This is a genomic window from Pseudomonas sp. MF7453, assembly GCF_016405455.1.
Classification (GTDB): Bacteria; Pseudomonadota; Gammaproteobacteria; order Pseudomonadales; family Pseudomonadaceae; genus Aquipseudomonas; species Aquipseudomonas paralactis.
This window is the reverse complement of record NZ_JAEKCN010000008.1, coordinates 264,163-282,626: the sequence shown is the minus strand read 5'-3', so window position 1 is coordinate 282,626 and position 18,464 is coordinate 264,163. Positions and strand designations below refer to the sequence as shown.

General features: G+C 61.5%; 16 protein-coding genes. 9 read left to right on the top strand and 7 right to left on the bottom strand.

Features of this window, described 5'->3' with window-relative positions; genetic code table 11:
- Nucleotides 1–21 precede the first annotated feature (21 nt).
- Together JFT63_RS15200 and rimI are read left to right on the top strand one after the other, a co-directional pair.
- On the top strand, nt 22–768 hold the full coding sequence (locus tag JFT63_RS15200) for an energy transducer TonB (protein WP_198844240.1): 747 nt from the start codon (nt 22–24) through the stop codon (nt 766–768).
- Nucleotides 761–1,213 carry a ribosomal protein S18-alanine N-acetyltransferase gene (rimI, locus tag JFT63_RS15195; protein ID WP_003188286.1) on the top strand — a complete coding sequence of 151 codons (453 nt, stop codon included), beginning with the start codon at nt 761–763 and terminating at the stop codon, nt 1,211–1,213. Before JFT63_RS15200 ends, rimI begins: the two co-directional genes overlap by 8 nt.
- 118 nt (nt 1,214–1,331) lie before the next feature.
- On the opposite strand, the gene JFT63_RS15190 is transcribed toward rimI, so the two are convergent.
- Nucleotides 1,332–1,736, bottom strand: coding sequence for a serine kinase/phosphatase (locus tag JFT63_RS15190; protein ID WP_198844236.1), 405 nt, complete (start codon nt 1,734–1,736; stop codon nt 1,332–1,334).
- Between the two features lie 139 nt (nt 1,737–1,875).
- On the opposite strand from JFT63_RS15190, the gene can reads away from it, so the two are divergent.
- Nucleotides 1,876–2,520 (top strand): carbonate dehydratase, encoded by a 645-nt coding sequence (can, locus tag JFT63_RS15185; protein ID WP_003188288.1) that lies wholly within the window; start codon nt 1,876–1,878, stop codon nt 2,518–2,520.
- Here the strand turns inward: can and JFT63_RS15180 are convergent.
- From JFT63_RS15180 to acpA, 3 genes are all read right to left on the bottom strand, one after another.
- Entirely contained in the window at nt 2,517–3,041 is a 525-nt protein-coding gene (locus JFT63_RS15180; protein WP_198844235.1) for an SET domain-containing protein-lysine N-methyltransferase, read from the bottom strand. The two genes, can and JFT63_RS15180, sit on opposite strands and share 4 nt — an antisense overlap.
- Before the next feature lie 140 nt (nt 3,042–3,181).
- Nucleotides 3,182–4,351, bottom strand: a complete 1,170-nt coding sequence (locus JFT63_RS15175) for a hypothetical protein (RefSeq protein ID WP_198844234.1) — start codon at nt 4,349–4,351, stop codon at nt 3,182–3,184.
- Nucleotides 4,352–4,470: 119 nt separating this feature from the next.
- Nucleotides 4,471–6,171, bottom strand: coding sequence for an acid phosphatase (acpA, locus tag JFT63_RS15170; protein WP_057701734.1), 1,701 nt, complete (start codon nt 6,169–6,171; stop codon nt 4,471–4,473).
- A gap of 154 nt (nt 6,172–6,325) precedes the next feature.
- On the opposite strand from acpA, the gene JFT63_RS15165 reads away from it, so the two are divergent.
- The gene (locus tag JFT63_RS15165) at nt 6,326–6,616 is read left to right on the top strand and encodes a nucleotidyltransferase family protein (RefSeq protein ID WP_057701733.1); all 291 of its coding nucleotides are present in this window, start codon (nt 6,326–6,328) and stop codon (nt 6,614–6,616) included.
- Between the two features lie 109 nt (nt 6,617–6,725).
- Here JFT63_RS15165 and JFT63_RS15160 read toward each other — a convergent pair whose 3' ends face one another.
- A complete protein-coding gene (locus JFT63_RS15160; RefSeq protein ID WP_057701732.1) occupies nt 6,726–8,144 on the bottom strand; it encodes a short-chain fatty acid transporter in 1,419 nt (472 codons plus the stop codon).
- Between the two features lie 186 nt (nt 8,145–8,330).
- Here JFT63_RS15160 and JFT63_RS15155 point away from each other — a divergent pair, with 186 nt between their 5' ends.
- The 5 genes from JFT63_RS15155 to JFT63_RS15135 all read left to right on the top strand — a co-directional run bounded on the left by JFT63_RS15155 (nt 8,331) and on the right by JFT63_RS15135 (nt 16,263).
- The gene (locus JFT63_RS15155) at nt 8,331–9,620 is read left to right on the top strand and encodes an MFS transporter (RefSeq protein WP_057701731.1); all 1,290 of its coding nucleotides are present in this window, start codon (nt 8,331–8,333) and stop codon (nt 9,618–9,620) included.
- A 128-nt stretch (nt 9,621–9,748) separates the two neighbouring features.
- Complete coding sequence (locus JFT63_RS15150) at nt 9,749–10,654, top strand: cation diffusion facilitator family transporter (protein WP_057701730.1); 906 nt, start codon at nt 9,749–9,751, stop codon at nt 10,652–10,654.
- Between the two features lie 109 nt (nt 10,655–10,763).
- Nucleotides 10,764–11,984 carry a TolC family protein gene (locus JFT63_RS15145; RefSeq protein WP_186559352.1) on the top strand — a complete coding sequence of 407 codons (1,221 nt, stop codon included), beginning with the start codon at nt 10,764–10,766 and terminating at the stop codon, nt 11,982–11,984.
- Between the two features lie 19 nt (nt 11,985–12,003).
- Nucleotides 12,004–13,110 (top strand): efflux RND transporter periplasmic adaptor subunit, encoded by a 1,107-nt coding sequence (locus JFT63_RS15140; protein ID WP_186559350.1) that lies wholly within the window; start codon nt 12,004–12,006, stop codon nt 13,108–13,110.
- 18 nt (nt 13,111–13,128) lie between these two features.
- The gene (locus tag JFT63_RS15135) at nt 13,129–16,263 is read left to right on the top strand and encodes a CusA/CzcA family heavy metal efflux RND transporter (protein ID WP_057701727.1); all 3,135 of its coding nucleotides are present in this window, start codon (nt 13,129–13,131) and stop codon (nt 16,261–16,263) included.
- Nucleotides 16,264–16,338: 75 nt separating this feature from the next.
- On the opposite strand, the gene JFT63_RS15130 is transcribed toward JFT63_RS15135, so the two are convergent.
- Both JFT63_RS15130 and JFT63_RS15125 read right to left on the bottom strand, forming a co-directional pair.
- Entirely contained in the window at nt 16,339–17,784 is a 1,446-nt protein-coding gene (locus JFT63_RS15130; protein WP_198844233.1) for a heavy metal sensor histidine kinase, read from the bottom strand.
- Nucleotides 17,781–18,455 (bottom strand): heavy metal response regulator transcription factor, encoded by a 675-nt coding sequence (locus JFT63_RS15125; RefSeq protein WP_005784544.1) that lies wholly within the window; start codon nt 18,453–18,455, stop codon nt 17,781–17,783. The genes JFT63_RS15130 and JFT63_RS15125 overlap by 4 nt, the downstream gene beginning before the upstream one ends.
- Nucleotides 18,456–18,464 lie beyond the last annotated feature (9 nt).

Below are 18,464 nucleotides of genomic sequence, written 5' to 3'. Positions count from 1 at the left end.
CGTCGCGCTTACTTGACCGCCATGCAGGTGGTCAACTGGCTGCCCCGCACCGAACTGCCGTTTGCCGCACCATCGCGGCCCGAGTTGTTGCAGGCGCTTGAGCCCTACGAGGCGTTCGAGTCGTCGGGGGAGGAAGCGGCCGCGCCCGTGGCGGTGGTCAAGCCCACCCCTGAGGCGCGCCCGGTGGTCGAACGGGCCAGGATCGAAGTGCCGCGCCCTGCGCCGGTGACCAAGGCTGCCAAGGTGGTCGAAGAGTCTGCGCCGGTGGCCAAGGCGCCAGTGATCCCGCCGCCACGTTTTGCCCTGCAATTGCTGCGGGCCGGGCGTTGCCTGTTGCTGGTGGAACTGCCGACCGGCGAGCGTTTCCAGTCCCGTGACCCGGCTTACCTGTTGCTCAAGGACATGCTGCGCGCCGCCGGCCTGCCCGACAGCCCGCAAATCATCGGTGAGCCGGTGCGCTGGCCGCTGTTGGTACGCGGCACCATGGATCAGGGCCCGGATGCTGCGCGGGATTTTGTTCAGGGCTTTGTCTCGGCGCGCCTGGAAGACGAACCCTGCGTGTGCCTGTGGCTGATCGGCTTGCCCGCCGTGCGGTTTGCCGGTGAAGCCAATGCCGAGGCCTGGTACCGCGAATTGCAGGTCGATAGCCTGGGTTCGGTATGGGCCCTGCCGGGCCTGGAATTATTAATGGAAGAGCCACAGCGTAAGGCTGATGTCTGGCAAGCCATGCGCCGGCTGATGGCGCGCTGGAAAACAACTGATGAGTGAGGCTTTATCCTTTCGCCCGATGACCGAGGCTGACCTCGACGCGGTGCTGAAAATTGAATACGCAGCGTTTAGCCATCCCTGGACGCGGGGGATCTTTCTCGACGGGCTGGGCAAATACCAGATCTGGCTGATGTTCGAAGGCGAGCAGCAAGTGGGCCATGGGGTGGTGCAGATCATTCTCGATGAAGCACACCTGCTGAACATCACCGTTAAACCGGAAAACCAGGGCCGTGGTTTGGGCCTGGCGCTGCTGGAACACCTTATGTCCCGTGCTTATGCGGCCAATGCCCGGGAGTGCTTCCTGGAAGTGCGGGACAGCAATACCGGCGCGTTTCGCCTGTATGAGCGTTATGGCTTCAACGAGATCGGCCGTCGCCGGGATTACTACCCCGCTGTGGGTGGCCGCGAAGATGCAGTCGTGATGGCGTGCACCCTGGTCGATTAAATGCAAAGGCCCTATGTGCAAAGCCTCTGTGGGAGCCGGGCTTGCCCGCGATGCAGGCACCTCGGTCTTTAAGTAACACCGCGGTGATACCATCGCAGGCAAGCCAGCTCCCACAGGGTCAGCGCTTGCCGTTCAGTGGGTCCAGATCAGCCAGTTCCGCCTCATCCAGCCCACTCCCGCCGCCAATGTCATTTTCTCCCACGACGCTCAAGTCATAGTCGGCGGCGTTGTCGTCGCCTTCCTCGCGCGCATCCCGCGCGCCGTCCTCACGGATCAGCGTTTCCGGGCTCATATCGTCATCGGTGGATTCATGATCATCGGTCGAAGCCCCGGTCATCCCGGCTTCGCGCACCCGTTCGTCGGGCATCAGATGCTCGCGCTCGCCACGCGGGATTTCATCGCCGATTTCCGCAGTCTGGTCTTGCTCGTCAAAATCCAGCTCGCGCATCTCACCCATGCGGTCCTCGTTGTCGTCGATCGGTTCCGGCTGGGTTGCGCCGTAGGGACGTCGTGATTCAGTCATGGCCAATCCTCATACTGTGGGGCTTATAGTGTGTGGACAGGCTGTGCGCCCCAAAGATTCAAGCTAATTTGCGCCAGGCGTGACCCGGACGAGGGGTTGTCAGTCACAAAACTGCGCATCATTCCTGAGGCTTTCCCTGATGAACGAACTACAAGACCTGCTTGATAACAACGAACGCTGGGCGGATGCGATCAAACAGGAAGATCCCGAATTCTTCGCCAAGCTCGCCCGCCAGCAAACCCCGGAATACCTGTGGATCGGTTGCTCCGACGCCCGGGTGCCGGCCAACGAGATCGTCGGCATGTTGCCCGGTGATCTGTTCGTGCACCGCAACGTGGCTAACGTGGTGCTGCACACCGACCTTAATTGCCTGTCGGTGATCCAGTACGCGGTGGACGTGCTCAAGGTCAAACACATCCTCGTCACCGGCCACTATGGCTGCGGCGGCGTGCGTGCATCGATGCAGGACCGCCAGTTCGGCCTGATCGACGGTTGGCTGCGTACTATTCGCGACCTCTACTACGAGAACCGCGACGTGCTCGCCCAACTGCCGACTGAAGAAGAACGCGTCGACCGCATGTGCGAACTCAACGTGATCCAGCAGGTGGCCAACGTAGGCCACACCAGCATTGTGCAAAATGCCTGGCACCGTGGGCAGAGCCTGTCGATCCATGGCTGCATCTATGGCATCAAGGACGGTCGCTGGAAGAGCTTGAACACCACCATCAGTGGCTTCGAGCAACTGCCGCCGCAATACCGCCTGCGCCCGTTGGGCGAAGCCTAAGAGCGCTTGTGCTCGCGCCACCAGGCCATGAAGGCCTGGCCTTCGGCGTTCAGCGCCTGCTTGCTGCCGGTGATCCAACCCCGGCAGTTCAGCTCGCCGCAATGGCAAGCGAACTGTCGGGTCAGGGCGTCTTCGGTCGTGGCGTAATCCAGCGTCAGCAGGCTACCGGCGGCTATCGGTTGCACGCTCCATAGCTCCAGGTACGTAGTGTCCAGGAACACGTTCGGATTGCAGGAATGCTGGAGCAGGCCGCAAAACCAACAATCGTACAAGTGAATACGTGTCGACAACTGCAGCGTATGCGGGCGCCGTTCGCTGACGGCATAGCCCGAAACCTGGGCAATGCGCACGCGGCTGTCAAAGGCCGTGCGAGCCATGACCCCGGCCGCCGCGCCGTGGGCGTCTTGCGTGACCTGGAAATGCGCGTTCGAGGGGTAACCTTGCTCCACGAGCAGTGTATTGAAGGGGTACAGGCAGCTACCCGCCGCGGTCTTAGCCTTATCCCTGGCTTGAGTTTTCATCGCTCTCCTGAACCAGGCTGCATGGACCTGTGCGTATTGGCTGACAGCCAGTCTTGCAGCAAATGGGTGCGGTTCAAGACTCGCCGAAGTGAGATCCGATTTCTACTGTCAAATCTGACAGTAGAAATCGCTGGCTCGCATTAAAGCGCGGGAGAGGCGACGGTGGGGGCCGGTGCGGCATTTCTCAGCTGCTTCAACTGCGCCTTGACTGACGGGGTGGCGCACTTGGCGTTGGCTTGCTCCGGGGTCAGGTTGCGCACCGAGGTGTAGAACAGCTCGCAGGTCTGCTCTTTGCGCGTGACCTGCCAGGTGTTCAAGCAGGCTTTGAGCAACACATTCGCATCGCTGGCGGGTTTCTGACCCATTCCGGCTTGCCAGCAGGCCGCGCTTAAATCCTGGCCCATCACTTTCAATCCGGCATCGTCGGCTTTTTGCTCATCGCCGTCATAGCTCGTCGGGTCCGCCGCGTACCAGATGTAGCTGGGGTGATTGGCGCCCAGTACGGATACGCTTTTGCCCGCTGCCGGGCTGATCTGCGCCAGCTCCAGCACGCCCACGCTCTGGCCATATTGTTGCTTGATCCAACTGCGCACCGGTGCGCCGAACGCCACCATCGGCAGTGAGCCGTTGGCGTGCAGGCTTAGTTCCCTGACCATGCGGGTCTGGTAGTCGGTGAAGTAGCTATAGACGCTTTCCAGATCCTTACCGGCATTGGACGGCGCGGCGATGGGCGCGATATCGATGATGGTCTGGTAAGCCGGTGTTTCGCTGACCGGGATGCCGTTGTCGGTGAGCAAGGCCGCCCAACGGTCAGTGGTGGCCGACTCCAGGTAGTCCTGGGCCTGGGTGAGCGAATAATCCGGTGGGAAATGCAGCAGTTCGATGCTTTTGCGATTCTCCAGGGCCATGCCCAGCGGCAGAAACAGGTACCAGTTATAAGCCCACTTGCCATCATCGTTGAGCCGGCTGGCACCCTGGTAAGCCAGGTCGGCGGTATCGAGTAAGGTGGTCAAGGATCGGCCGTAAGAATCAGGTACGCCGCTGAAATTCGCCGAGACCTGACCATCGCGGCTTTTCACACTGACCCTGGCTCGGCTGTAGCCGTCACGCTGCAGGCTCTGGTTCAAATAATGCTCAGCGGTCTGCTCCAGCGTCCATGGCCGAAAGCAGATCACATTGCAGTTATTGGGAAATGCGAATAGCTGGGTGACGCGCTGCGTACTGCCCAGAGGCACCTCGATGTCGGCCTGTACGACCGCACTCACCAGCAGTGCGGCGAGGGTGAAGGACAGCCTGGTCGGTTTAAACATAGTTGGTTCCTTGTCAGCGAAGCCCGTCTGCGCGGGATAAAAGCCCACCTGCACACAGTAGCGGCTGACCGGAAAAATCGCGTGTTAAATCGCCAGGCATGTCGTTATTGGATAAGCCCCTAGGGTTGAAATTGCAACGCGTTGGTCAGGTCGCCCATGGGTTTCTGGCCGCGGGCGATCATTGCGTCGTCACGCTGCTTGAGGCCGTCCAGCGTCTCCAATTGGAACACCCGGGTGATCAAACGCAGGATCGACGCGGTGTCGTACACCGTGTGGTCAACGGTGCCTTTGCGCGCAAACGGCGACACCACCAAAGCCGGCACACGCGAGCCCGGGCCCCAGCGGTCACCCTTGGGCGGCGCGACATGATCCCACCAGCCGCCGTTTTCATCGACGGTGACCACCACCACCATGTTTTTCCACTGCGGGCTCTCTTGCAGCACTTTCAGGGCGCGGGCGATATGGCGGTCGCCCGAGGCCACATCGGCATAACCGGCGTGCATGTTGAGGTTGCCCTGGGGTTTATAGAAACTCACCGCAGGCAGCTTGCCGGCCTGGGCATCGGCGAAGAATTTATTGGTGCTCGATTCATCGCCCAAGCCGCCGTCGCGCAGGCGCTTGGCACGTTCTGCGGGGTTTTGCGGCCCTTGCTGCTTGAAGTAGTTGAACGGCTGGTGGTGGTACTGGAAATTCGGAATCTTGGGGATCCCGCCCGAATCCTTGAACTGCTCCAGGGTGGCTTGCCACGCACCGGCGTACCAGGCCCAGTCGATGTTCTTTTTCGACAGTTTGTCGCCAATGTGCTCGTGGGTTTGCGGCACCAGCACGTTGGGCAGATCAGGCTTTGAGTAATCCGGGTTTTGCGGGTCGCGGATCCAGGTAGGCCAATAGGGCGGCGCCAGAGTGTTCACGGCGTAACCGTCCGGGGTCAGCGCACTCGGGCCGAACTGCGGCGGGCCGCTCATGGCGCTGGCCGGAGATGCGTCCAGCGGCTTGAGGCGTGTGTCGGCGGGGTCATCGCTTTGCAGCGTGGCGATCTGCGCCTTGGCCACTGATTGCGCGGCATTGGGATAAACCGGGGCCGTGGCGCTGATCAGGTACTGGTGGTTAAGAAACGAGCCGCCAAACGCGCCCTGGAAGAAGTTATCGCACAGCACAAACTCCTTGGCCACGTCCCACAAGCGCAGGGCATAACGGCTCTGGGCGTAATGGCCCATCACCAGCCCACCGGAATCGCCCCAGGCGACAAAACCATCATTCTTGCCGCCGTTGATCTGCATCTGGTTCTGGTAGAACACGTGCCACAGGTCGCGAGTCACCAAGCTCAATGGCAGGTCTTCGGCGTTCGGGCCCTTGAGGGCAAACGGTGCATTGGGCAAATTTTCCTGAAATTGCACGCCGGCGGGGTAAGTCACCCCGTCCACCGTTTGCGGGCCGACTTGCAACACACCGCCCCAGGTGGGCGGCAGGCTGGCCAGCACACTACCGTCGCGGTCGCGCTGCTGGGTGTCAGTGGCAGATAACGCCGACAGCGGTTTCTCAAGCCCAGGGAAATCGGCAAACAGGTTGTTGAAGCTGCGGTTCTCGGCGTAGATCACCACCACGGTCTTCACCTGCTCGCGCAGCGCTTTGTCCAGTTCCTGGGGCGTGAGCGGCCGGGTCACGGGTGGGCCAGGTGCTTCGCTGGTATTGCCGCAGGCACTCAAAGTCGCACCCACCCCCAACACCGCCGCACCGCCGAGGAAGCGCCGACGGCTGGTGTCTACCGTCGGTTGGGTGGCGGAATCGGAGGAGGGAAGGTCTTCGTGCTCATCACTCATTGCGGGGGAGTCCTTGGCGAGATGTTGCAAGATATTTCGCAGGACGGTAGCAACGGAATGTGACGGAACAAAGACAGGCGGGTGATGGGGGGCGTGTCTACACGGCTCAAGCGCTGCTAAGGTTGCAAGGTGTTGAACGTCGCCAAGGTGAACTGTGAAGCCTTCTACCGCACTTGATCTGAACAGGATCGCTATTCGTGTGATGGTTACTCGCTTTCGAGCCTTTAATCCGCGAGTCTTTGGCTCTGCTTCAATGGGCGAAGACAGAGAGGGGAGTGATCTTGACCTGCTTGTTGATGTACTCCCTGGCACCACGTTATTTGACTTGGGTGGCCTACAGGTAGAGTTGGAGGAGTTGTTGGGCGTTAAGGTTGACCTGCTTACACCCGGTGATCTGCCAGCAAAACTACGCCATCAGATATTGGCTGACGCCAAATCGGTATGACAGGGCGCAGAACATACTGTGGCAGCGGGCTTGCTCGCGAAGGCTGTGTGTCAGTCGCCGGATTTTTTCTGACAGTCCACATTCGCGAGCAAGCCCGCATCGACCCCTTTTAAGGCATCACAGGCGGCAAATACTTCAGCGTCGTCCCCAACGCCCACAGCAAAAACAACACCAGCGGCGTATGCACCAGCAACTGCACAAACGAAAATCCGATCAAGTCCCGTGCCTTTAACCCCAATACCCCCAGCAACGGCAGCATATAAAACGGGTTGATCAAGTTCGGCAGTGCCTCGGCGGCGTTGTAGATCTGCACCGCCCAGCCCAGGTGATATTGCAGGTCATTGGCCACTTGCATCACATAAGGCGCTTCGATAATCCACTTGCCGCCGCCCGATGGAATAAAGAAACCCAGCACCGCCGAATACACGCCCATCAGCAGCGCGTAGGTGTCGTGGGAGGCGATGGAGGTAAAGAACGTCGAGATATGGTGCGCCAGGGTCTGGCCATCACCGCCCTTGACCACCGTCATCAGCGCGGCAATCGAGCCGTACAGCGGAAACTGGATCAGCACGCCGGTGGTGGTCGGCACCGCACGGGCCACGGCATCAAGAAAGCTGCGCGGGCGCCAGTGCAGCAGGGCGCCGACCATGATGAACAGGAAGTTATAGGTGTTGAGCCCGGAGATGGCACTGATCGCCGGCTTGGTCGAGAACTCATGGAACAGCCAGCCGGCTGCCAGCAATGCCAGCAATATCGTCAGCAACGGGCTGTGTTCCAACCATTCGCCTGGACGCGTCGGCGCTTGTGGCTTGGGCAGGTTAAAGGCCGGGTCGACACCACAGGCCTTGGCATCCCGGGCGCTGTTGGGGCCGGGCGCTGTGGCGTAGGCGATGATCAGCGAAACCACGATCAGCGCCAGCAGCAGCACACCGGATTGCCACAGAAAGATGGTCTCGGTAAACGGGATCATCCCGGTGATCGACAGGATCGACGGCGGCAAGCTCGCCGGGTTGGCCTGTAACTGCGCGGCTGACGATGACAGCCCCAGCGCCCACACGGCACCGAGGCCCAGGTATGCCGCAGCGCCGGCGGCGCGGTAGTCCATGCGCAAGTCGGTACGACGGGCCAACGCCCGCACCAGCAAACCGCCGAATACCAGGGACAGGCCCCAGTTCAGCAACGAGGCCACCATGGAAATCAACGCCACCCAGGCCACCGCCGAGCGGCCATTCTTGGGGATGCGCGCCAGGCGGTCGATCAGCTTCACCGCCGGCGGTGAGCTGGCGACCACGTAACCGCCGATCACCACAAAGGCCATCTGCATGGTGAACGGGATCAGGCTCCAGAACCCGTCGCCAAACGCCTTGGCCGCTTCGGCGGGCGCCGCGCCCATGCCCAGGGTCGCTACGGCGACGATGATCACGGCGAGGGCGGCAAACACCCAGGAGTCGGGAAACCAGCGCTCGGCAAAATTGGAGCAACGCAGGGCAAATCGAGCGTAGCGGCTTTCTTCGATAGCATCGGCCATGAAGCTTTCCTCTTGTATTTATTATGGGGTTTGGCAGTTTTACGGCATGTTCCTCTACCCCCATTGATTTGGGAATGTAGTTATCTTCAACGATCAATGAGTAAAACAAATATATCCATCGTGATTGCCATCAAGGGACTCAGCTCATAACCTGCACGCCATTTTGTTTGTCTGCCGAGCCTGCACATGACTGCCACCTTTTCCCCACGGGCGCAGCGTTTTTCCCGCTCCGACTACAAAACCCTGGGCCTGGCCGCCCTCGGCGGAGCCCTGGAAATCTACGACTTCATTATTTTTGTGTTCTTCGCGCTGACCCTCAGCCAATTGTTTTTCCCTCCGGAAATGCCCGAGTGGCTGCGCCTTTTGCAAAGCTTCGGCATCTTCGTCACCGGTTACCTCGCGCGTCCGCTGGGCGGCATCCTGATGGCGCACTTTGCCGACCATTTGGGACGCAAGCGTGTCTTCAGCTTGAGCATCCTGATGATGGCCTTGCCCTGCCTGCTGATCGGCATCATGCCGACCTACGCGCAAATCGGCTATTTCGCCCCCTTGATCCTGCTGGCGCTGCGCGTGCTGCAAGGTGCCGCAGTAGGCGGCGAAGTGCCCAGCGCCTGGACCTTCGTCGCCGAGCACGCACCGCGTCATCACCGTGGCTACGCCTTGGGCTTCCTGCAAGCCGGCCTGACCTTTGGTTACTTGCTGGGGGCACTGACCGCCACCTTGCTGGCGCAAGTTTTTACACCTGCTGAAATCCTCGACTACGCCTGGCGCTTGCCTTTCCTGCTCGGCGGCGTATTCGGCGTGATTGGCGTATGGCTGCGGCGTTGGCTCAGCGAAACCCCAGTGTTTCTGGAAATGCAGGCGCGTCGCCAGGCCGCTGCCGAAATGCCATTGCGCACCGTGCTGCGCGAGCATCGCGCCGTGCTGCTGCCGGCCATGATCCTGACCTGCGTACTCACCTCAGCCGTCGTGGTGCTGGTGGTCATCACACCGACCATGATGCAGAAAACCTTCGGCATGAGCCCCAGCCATACTTTCGCCCTGAGCGCGTTGGGCATCGTCTTTCTGAACATCGGCTGCGTCCTCGCAGGCTTGCTCGTGGACCGCATCGGCGCCTGGCGCGCGGTATTGGTCTACAGCCTGTTGCTGCCGGTAGGTATTTTTATCCTGTATGCCAGCCTGATCAGCGGCGGCGTGTGGCTGGGCGCGGCGTACGCCGTGGCAGGCTTGAGCTGCGGCGTAGTGGGCGCGGTGCCGTCGGTGATGGTGGGCCTGTTCCCGGCGCAGGTGCGGGTGTCGGGGATCTCCTTCACCTACAACATTGCCTACGCGCTGTGGGCGAGTACCACACCGCTGCTGTTGATCGCGCTGATGCCGACCAGCCCGTGGATCTGCGTGGGATATTGCGTGGTGATGGGGGCGGTGGGGGTAGCGAGTGTGGCGTTGTTTGGAAAGCGCCACGCGTTGGCTGCCTGAAGATCGGTTCAGGAGAGCGCTCGAAGCTAACGACGTTCTGGCGTGCAGATGACAATTTTGCAAACCATGCCCGTGAATCTGGCCTATAGCTCTATGATCCGCCCCATCCCAACCCACGAGAACATCCCATGAGCGCAGGACACAGCCACGCCCAGGTACGCGCCGGTCACGAACGCAAGTTATGGATCGCACTGGGGCTGACCGGCAGCTTCATGCTGGCCGAAGTCATCGGCGCCTTTATCACCGGCAGCCTGGCGCTGTTGTCGGACGCGGCGCACATGATGACCGACGCTCTGGCCCTGGCGATTTCCCTGGTGGCGATCCAGGTCGCCAAGCGTCCTGCAGATCGCAAGCGCACCTTCGGGTATGCGCGGTTCGAGATTCTTGCAGCGGCGTTTAATGCATTGCTGTTGTTCGCCGTGGCGTTCTACATCCTGTACGAGGCTTTTCAGCGGCTGCAGGCGCCGGCCGAAATCCAGTCCACCGGCATGTTGGTGATTGCGTTGCTGGGGCTGGTCGTCAACCTCATCTCCATGCGCCTGCTCAGCGCCGCCAGCGGCGAGAGCCTCAACGTCAAGGGCGCCTATCTGGAAGTCTGGAGCGACATGCTCGGCTCCGTCGGCGTGATCATTGCTGCGTTGGTGATCATGTTCACCGGCTGGGGTTGGGTCGATTCCGTGGTCGCGGCCGCCATCGGCTTTTGGGTATTGCCGCGCACCTGGACATTGCTCAAGGCGAGCATGAACATCCTGCTGCAAGGTGTGCCGGAGGGCGTTGATATCGAGCAGGTGGAGCAGGGCATTCGCAGCGTGCCTGGGGTCAAGGACGTACACGACCTGCATATCTGGGCCCTCACCAGTGGCAAGAACGTGCTGAGTACGCATTTGGTCGCGGATGCGTCCCAAGGCACTGAGCAACAGATCCTCAGCCGAGTGACGGAATTGCTGCACGAACAATTTGATATTTCTCATGCCACGATCCAGGTCGAGGGCGAGGGCTTTGCGCATGACGACCATGACGACGTGCATGCCTGAGCCTGGCTAACGGATTTGTAATCTTTCACACACGGCCCTGATAAGTACCGACAGCTACATTGCCCCCGCTGGGAAACCCCAGCAACTTCATGGGCGTGGAACTCTCGTTATGGCAATTTCCGTTAGAACACTCTTGGGGGCGGCGGCAGTGTGGGTCGCTGCAAGCGCCGCCCTGGCACAACCTCTGACCCTCGATGCAGCCTTGCAAACCGCCTTCGCCAATAACCCGGACCTGGCGGCCGCACAATGGGACATCGACATCGCCCAGGGCGGCCGTCAGCAAGCCGGTTTGATCCCCAACCCGGTGGCTTCCTGGGACGCTGAAGACACCCGCCGCAACAGCCGCACCACCAGCATCAAGCTCAGCCAGACCCTGGAACTGGGCGGCAAGCGCGGTGCGCGTATCGAGGTGGCCACCCGCGCCCAGGACGCTGCCGCGCTGAGCCTGGAGCAGCGCCGCAACGTGCTGCGCGCTGAGGTGATCGACAGCTATTACGGCGCCCTGCGTGCCCAGGAACGCCTCGATCTGGCGCAACGCTCAATGGCGCTCGCCGAACGCGGCCTGGTGGTCGCCAACGGGCGTGTTACCGCGGGCAAATCATCGCCGGTGGAGGCCACCCGCGCCCAGGTGCAGGTATCGGAAATTCGCCTGGAATTGAATCGCGCTCAGGTGGGTCTCACTGACGCCTACCGTCGGCTGGCCGCCAGCACCGGCAGCGCCGCCGCCGACTTCCAGGCGGTCGCCACGCAAGGTAGTTCCACACCGGCATTGCCTGGCGCCGCGCAATTGTTGGCGCGACTTGAGCAGACCGCCGAGTTGCGCCTGGCCGAACTGAACATTGTGCAGAACGAAGCCAGCGTGGGCCTGGAAAAAGCCCAGCGCATCCCGGATCTGGACGTATCCATCGGCAGCCAGTACGACGCCAGCGTGCGCGAGCGGGTCAACCTGGTGGGCGTGTCGATGCCGATCCCGTTGTTCAACCGCAACCAGGGCAACATCCTCGCGGCCAGCCGTCGCGCCGACCAGGCGCGCGATTTGCGCAATGCTGCTGAGCTGCGCCTGCGCACCGAAACCCGCCAGGCCCTGGACCTGTGGCAAACAGCGAACACCGAAGTGCGCACCTTCAACCAACAGATCCTGCCTGCCGCGCAGAGTGCGGTCGACAGCGCCACCCGTGGTTTCGAGATGGGCAAGTTCAACTTCCTCGACGTGCTCGACGCCCAGCGCACCTTGATCGCGGCGCGCACCCAGTACCTTGCGGCGACCGCCCAGGCCACCGACGCCTGGGTGCGCATCGAACGAATTTACGGCGACCTCGCCCGGTTTTGATTTTTTCTGGAGTCCCCTGATGAACAAAAAACATGGCATGGCGCTCGCCGTCGCCTTGGGCCTGCTGCTATCGGGCTTGGCCCACGCCGAGGAAGAAGAAGGCAAGCTTGAACTCACCGAGCAGCAGATCCAGGCGGCCGGTATTGAACTGGCCCAGGCGCAACCGCGCTCAATCAGCACCGTGCTGACGCTGCCGGGCGAGGTGCGTTTTGATGACGACCGCACCTCCCACATCGTGCCCCGTGCGGCGGGTGTAGTGGAGGCGGTGAAGGTCAATCTTGGCCAGTCAGTGAAGAAGGGCGAGCTGTTGGCAGTGATTGCCAGCCAGCAGATTTCCGATCAGCGCAGCGAGCTGGCGGCCAGTGAGCGCCGGGTCGAACTGGCGCGCACCACCTTCCAGCGCGAGCGTCAGTTGTGGCAGGACAAAATCTCTGCCGAACAGGATTACCTGCTGGCGCGGCAAACCCTGCAAGAAGCCGAAATTGCCCTGAACAATGCGCGGCAAAAAATGACTGCGCTCAGCGGCAGCGCCGTATTGGCAGGCGGCAATCGTTATGAACTGCGTGCGCCGTTCGCCGGTGTGGTGGTGGAAAAACACCTGGGCGTCGGCGAGGTGGTCAGTGAAACCAGCAACGCGTTCACCCTCTCGGACCTGTCCCAGGTGTGGGTCACCTTCGGCGTATTTCCCAAGGACCTGAACAAGGTGCGCGTGGGCAAACCGGTAAAAGTCAGCTCGACGGAAATGGGCACCGAAGTACTGGGCACCGTGGCCTATGTCGGCAACTTGCTCGGTGAGCAGACGCGCACCGCTACCGTGCGCGTGACGGTACCCAACCCCGACGACGCCTGGCGCCCGGGCTTGTTTGTGGCCGTGCAAGTCGCCACCGATACCTACCAGGCCAAGGTCACCGTACCGCAGGCCGCCATCCAGACCGTCGAGGACAAACCCTCGGTGTTTGTGCGCACCGCGGACGGTTTTATCACTCGCCATCTTGAACTGGGCGTGAGTGAAAACGGCTACGTCGAAGTGCGTAAAGGCCTGGAGGCCGGCGCACAGGTGGCGACGGCTGGCAGCTTTATCCTCAAGTCCGAACTGGGCAAAGGCTCGGCCGAACACGCCCATTGATCCTGCGAGTGATTCCCCATGTTTGAGCGCCTTATCCAATTTGCCATCGAGCAGCGCATCATCGTGCTGTTGGCGGTGCTGTTGATGGCCGGTGTCGGCATCGCCAGCTATCAGAAGCTGCCCATCGACGCGGTGCCTGACATCACCAACGTACAGGTGCAGATCAACTCGGCGGCGGCGGGGTTTTCGCCGCTGGAAACCGAGCAGCGCATCACCTTTCCCATCGAAACCGCCATGGCCGGTCTGCCCGGCTTGCAGCAGACGCGTTCGCTGTCGCGTTCGGGCTTGTCCCAGGTGACCGTGATCTTCAAGGACGGCACCGACCTGTTCTTTGCCCGCCAACTGGTTAACGAACGTCTGCAAGTGGCGCGTGAACAATTGCCCGCGGGCATCGAAACCGCGATGGGGCCGATTTCCACCGGGCTTGGGGAAATTTTCCTGTGGACCGTGGAGGCCAAGGACGGTGCACGCAAGGAAGACGGCACGCCGTACACACCGACTGATTTGCGGGTGATCCAGGACTGGATCATCAAACCGCAACTGCGCAATGTGCCGGGCGTGGCCGAGATCAATACCATCGGCGGCTTCGCCAAGGAATATCAGATAGCACCGGACCCCAAGCGCCTGGCCGCCTACAACCTGACGCTCAATGACCTGGTCACCGCGCTGGAGCGCAACAACGCCAACGTCGGCGCCGGTTACATTGAGCGCAGCGGCGAACAGTTGCTGATCCGCGCGCCGGGGCAAGTGGCGTCCATTGATGACATCGCCAACATGGTCATCAGCACCTCGGACGGCACGCCGATTCGGGTGCGCAACGTGGCTGAGGTCAATATCGGCCGTGAATTGCGTACCGGCGCCGCGACCGAAAACGGTCGTGAAGTGGTGCTGGGCACGGTGTTCATGTTGATCGGCGAGAACAGCCGCAGCGTGTCTCAGGCAGTGGCGAAAAAACTTGAGGAGATTAACCGCTCACTGCCCGAAGGCGTGGTGGCGGTCACCGTTTACGACCGCACCAACCTGGTGGAAAAAGCCATTGCCACCGTGAAGAAAAACCTCTTCGAAGGTGCGTTGCTGGTGGTGGCGGTGTTGTTCCTGTTCCTGGGCAATATTCGTGCGGCGCTGATCACGGCGATGGTGATTCCGCTGGCGATGCTGTTCACCTTCACCGGCATGTTCACCAACAAAGTCAGCGCCAACCTGATGAGCCTCGGTGCGCTGGATTTCGGCATTATTGTCGATGGTGCGGTGGTGATCGTCGAGAACGCCATCCGTCGTCTGGCCCATGCGCAGCAGCGTCACGGCCGCCTGCTGACCCGCAGTGAGCGCCTGCACGAAGTATTTGCCGCCGCCAAGGAGGCGCGGCGCGCGCTGATCTTCGGGCAACTGATCATCATGGTGGTGTACCTGCCGATCTTCGCGCTCACAGGTGTGGCCGGGAAGATGTTCCACCCCATGGCCTTCACCGTGGTGATTGCCTTGCTCGGCGCGATGATTCTGTCGGTGACCTTCGTACCGGCGGCGATTGCGTTGTTCGTCACCGGCAAGGTCAAGGAAGAAGAAAACTTCGTCATGCGCAGCGCACGCCGGGTATATGACCCGGTGCTCAACTGGGTGATGACGCGTCGCCCCTTGGTATTTGGTCTGGCGCTGCTGACCATCGTTGTATCGGGCCTGGTTGCCAGCCGCATGGGCAGTGAATTTATCCCCAGCCTCAGCGAAGGCGACTTCGCCCAGCAAGCGCTGCGCGTGCCCGGCACCAGCCTGACGCAATCGGTGCAGATGCAGCAGCAACTGGAAAAAACCTTGCTGGCCCAAGTGCCGGAAATCGAGCGGGTATTTGCGCGCACCGGTACGGCCGAAATTGCCTCCGACCCGATGCCGCCGAATATTTCCGACAGCTACGTGATGCTCAAACCCAAGGATCAATGGCCTGACCCGAAGAAGTCCCGCGAGGCAATCATCGCTGATATCCAACGGGCCAGCGCGATTGTGCCGGGCAGCGCGTACGAGCTGTCGCAACCGATTCAGCTGCGTTTCAACGAGCTGATTTCCGGGGTGCGCAGTGATGTGGCGGTGAAGGTATTTGGCGATGACATGGCGGTGCTCAACACCACCGCCGGCGAAATCGCCGAAACCTTGCAGAAGCTCAACGGTGCCTCGGAAGTGAAGGTAGAACAGACCTCCGGCCTGCCGGTGCTGACCATCAATATCGACCGCGACAAGGCTGCCCGCTTTGGCCTGAACGTGGGCGATGTGCAGGACACCATCGCTGTCGCCGTCGGTGGACGTCAGGCCGGTACCTTGTACGAAGGTGATCGGCGTTTCGACATGGTCGTGCGCTTGTCCGACGCGCTGCGCACCGATATCGACGGCTTGTCACGCTTGCTGATTCCGGTGCCGGCGCTGGCCGGCAACACCTCGGGGCAATTGGGCTTTATCGCCTTGTCACAGGTCGCCAGCCTCGACCTGGTGCTGGGCCCCAACCAGGTCAGTCGCGAGAACGGCAAGCGCCTGGTGATCGTCAGCGCCAACGTGCGCGGGCGCGATATCGGCTCGTTTGTCGAAGAGGCCGAAGCCGCCATCACTGCCCAGGTGAAAGTCCCCGCCGGCTACTGGACCACCTGGGGCGGCCAGTTCGAACAGCTCAAGGAAGCCTCCGAGCGCCTGCGTATCGTGGTGCCGGTGGCGTTGCTGCTGGTGTTCGGGTTGCTGTTCATGATGTTCAACAACCTCAAGGATGGCCTGCTGGTGTTTACCGGCATCCCGTTCGCGCTGACCGGTGGGATCATGGCGCTGTGGCTGCGGGATATACCGCTGTCGATTTCGGCGGGGGTGGGCTTTATCGCATTGTCGGGCGTGGCGGTGCTTAACGGGCTGGTGATGATCGCCTTCATCCGTAACCTGCGCGAAGAAGGTCGCTCATTGCCGGTAGCGATCCACGAAGGGGCGCTGACCCGTTTGCGCCCGGTGCTGATGACCGCGCTGGTGGCGTCTCTCGGATTTATCCCCATGGCACTCGCCACCGGCACCGGCGCCGAAGTGCAGCGCCCGTTGGCGACGGTGGTGATTGGCGGGATTATTTCCTCCACCTTACTGACGTTGCTGGTGCTGCCGGCGTTGTATCAGTGGGCTCATCGCCGCGAAGAGTGAGTTGCCTGATACCTTGAAGACACCACAAAGCAAAGTGGGAGGGGGCTTGCCCCCGATAGCGGTGTGTCAGCCAGCTCATGCATCAACTGACCCATAGCCATCGGGGGCAAGCCCCCTCCCACATGAGATCTCTGTTGTCTGCAAAGGAAACACCAGACTGAACCGCGTAAAGCGTCCCGGCTGGCTGGTGACATGGGCATGCCCCTCATGAAGATGCATGATCGACTTGACGATCGCCAACCCCAACCCGGTGCCGCCTTCGGCACGGGCACGGCTGCTGTCGGCGCGGTAGAAGCGTTCGAACAGGTGCGGCAGGTGATTCGCGTCGATACCTCGACCCGGGTTGCCCACCGACAGCGACACGCTCTGTTCATAGGTTTCCACCAACAACAAGATGCTTGAACCTTCAGGCGTATGGCGGATGGCATTGGACAACAAGTTGGAAATCGCCCGCTGGATCATCAGGCGATCACCGGTCACCCAGGCATCGCCGCGCAGGCTCAGGGTGACGTGCTTGTCTTCGGCGCTCAGGGCAAACAGCTCCATCACTCGCTCGGCCTCCTGCCCCAGGGATACGTCGGTGAATGAGGCCCGCGCCGCCGGATGGCTGACCTGAGCCAGGAACAGCATGTCGCTGACGATACGCCCCAAGCGTTCCAGCTCTTCGGTGCTCGATTCCAGTACCGCCTTGTATTCCTCGGGCGGACGCTGGCGCGACAGGGTCAGTTGGGCCTTGCCCATCAGGTTGGTCAGCGGGGCGCGCAGTTCGTGGGCCAGGTCATCGGAGAATTGCGAGAGTTGCTGTACGCCCGCATCCAGGCGGTCGAGCATCACGTTGAAGGCTTGGGCCAGTTCCCCCAGTTCGTGGGGCAAATTGCCCACCGACAAACGGTGCGTCAGGTCCTGGGTGGTGACCTTCGCCGCCACCTGGCTGAACTGCTTCAACGGCGCCAAGCCGCGCTGCACCAGCCACCAGGCGCCCATGCCGATCAGTATCAACAGCAGCGGCAGCGCGATCAGCGTGGCGCGCAGATAGGCGCTGAGCAGTGCCTGGTCGTCTCGGCGGTCCAGGGACAGCAGCACCCGCACGCGCTCGCCGCTGGCCAGGCGCATCAGGCTGGAGGCGCTGAGCACCTGGTTGCCGTCGCTGTCGGCCCAGTTCAGGTAGCCGAGGGTTTCCCGCGGCTTGAAGTCGGTGAGCAACGGCGCTTGAGGCTTGGCGCCGATGTTGAGCAATACGCTGTTATTGGGCGCGGTACCGACGATGGTCAGGTAGAAATTGTCGTGGCCGATGACCAGGTCCAGCAGCGCATGGGGGCGGGCGCGAATGGCCTGGGCATCGAGCCCCAGGGACAGGCTGTGCTGGATCTGTTCCATCTTGCTTTCCAGGCCCTTGCGCGCCAGTTTTTCCAGTTCATGGGTCAGGGCCAGGTAGGCCAGGGTGGCCAGCAGCAAGACCAGGCCCGCGCCCATCAGGCTGACGGTCAACCCCAGGCGCATCGACAGGCTGCCGGTTCTCATGGGCGCGCCTCCAGCACGTAGCCCACGCCGCGGATGGTGTGGATCAGCTTGACCTCGCTCTGGTCATCGACCTTGGCGCGCAGGCGGCTGATGGAGACTTCCACCACATTGGTATCGCAGTCGAAATTCATGTCCCACACCAGCGAAATAATCTGCGTGCGGGTCAGCACTTCACCGCTCTGGCGCATCAGCACCTGCAGCAGCGCAAACTCCTTGGTGGTCAGGTCAATGCGCCGGGTGCCGCGATAGGCGCGGTGGCGACGCGGGTCCAGCTCCAGGTCCGAGACGCGGAACACTTCCGGCTGGGGGATATGCTCGCTGCGCCGCAACAGGGTCCGTACCCGCGCCAGCAGCTCGGGGAACTCGAACGGTTTGACCAGGTAATCGTCGGCGCCCATGTCCAGGCCCTTGATCTTGTCCGCCAGCCGGCCTCGGGCCGTGAGCATCATCACCCGCTGGTTGCCATTGCGGCGCAGTTGTTCCAGCACTTGCCAGCCATCCTTGCCCGGCAGGTTGACGTCCAGAATCACCAGCTCATAGGCATGCTGCTCGGCCAGGTGCAGGCCATCAATGCCATTGGCGGCGCAGTCGGCCACGTAGCCGCTTTCGTTCAAGCCTTGTCGCAAATAGTCAGCGGTTTTTTGCTCGTCCTCAATCACAAGGATACGCATGGGGGGTTA

Coding starts and splice junctions, on each gene's coding strand:
- JFT63_RS15200 (WP_198844240.1), top strand. CDS start 22: ATGCAGGTGGTCAACTGGCTGCCCCGCACCGAACTGCCGTTTGCCGCA.
- rimI (WP_003188286.1), top strand. CDS start 761: ATGAGTGAGGCTTTATCCTTTCGCCCGATGACCGAGGCTGACCTCGAC.
- JFT63_RS15190 (WP_198844236.1), bottom strand. CDS start 1,736: ATGACTGAATCACGACGTCCCTACGGCGCAACCCAGCCGGAACCGATC.
- can (WP_003188288.1), top strand. CDS start 1,876: ATGAACGAACTACAAGACCTGCTTGATAACAACGAACGCTGGGCGGAT.
- JFT63_RS15180 (WP_198844235.1), bottom strand. CDS start 3,041: ATGAAAACTCAAGCCAGGGATAAGGCTAAGACCGCGGCGGGTAGCTGC.
- JFT63_RS15175 (WP_198844234.1), bottom strand. CDS start 4,351: ATGTTTAAACCGACCAGGCTGTCCTTCACCCTCGCCGCACTGCTGGTG.
- acpA (WP_057701734.1), bottom strand. CDS start 6,171: ATGAGTGATGAGCACGAAGACCTTCCCTCCTCCGATTCCGCCACCCAA.
- JFT63_RS15160 (WP_057701732.1), bottom strand. CDS start 8,144: ATGGCCGATGCTATCGAAGAAAGCCGCTACGCTCGATTTGCCCTGCGT.
- JFT63_RS15155 (WP_057701731.1), top strand. CDS start 8,331: ATGACTGCCACCTTTTCCCCACGGGCGCAGCGTTTTTCCCGCTCCGAC.
- JFT63_RS15150 (WP_057701730.1), top strand. CDS start 9,749: ATGAGCGCAGGACACAGCCACGCCCAGGTACGCGCCGGTCACGAACGC.
- JFT63_RS15145 (WP_186559352.1), top strand. CDS start 10,764: ATGGCAATTTCCGTTAGAACACTCTTGGGGGCGGCGGCAGTGTGGGTC.
- JFT63_RS15140 (WP_186559350.1), top strand. CDS start 12,004: ATGAACAAAAAACATGGCATGGCGCTCGCCGTCGCCTTGGGCCTGCTG.
- JFT63_RS15135 (WP_057701727.1), top strand. CDS start 13,129: ATGTTTGAGCGCCTTATCCAATTTGCCATCGAGCAGCGCATCATCGTG.
- JFT63_RS15130 (WP_198844233.1), bottom strand. CDS start 17,784: ATGAGAACCGGCAGCCTGTCGATGCGCCTGGGGTTGACCGTCAGCCTG.
- JFT63_RS15125 (WP_005784544.1), bottom strand. CDS start 18,455: ATGCGTATCCTTGTGATTGAGGACGAGCAAAAAACCGCTGACTATTTG.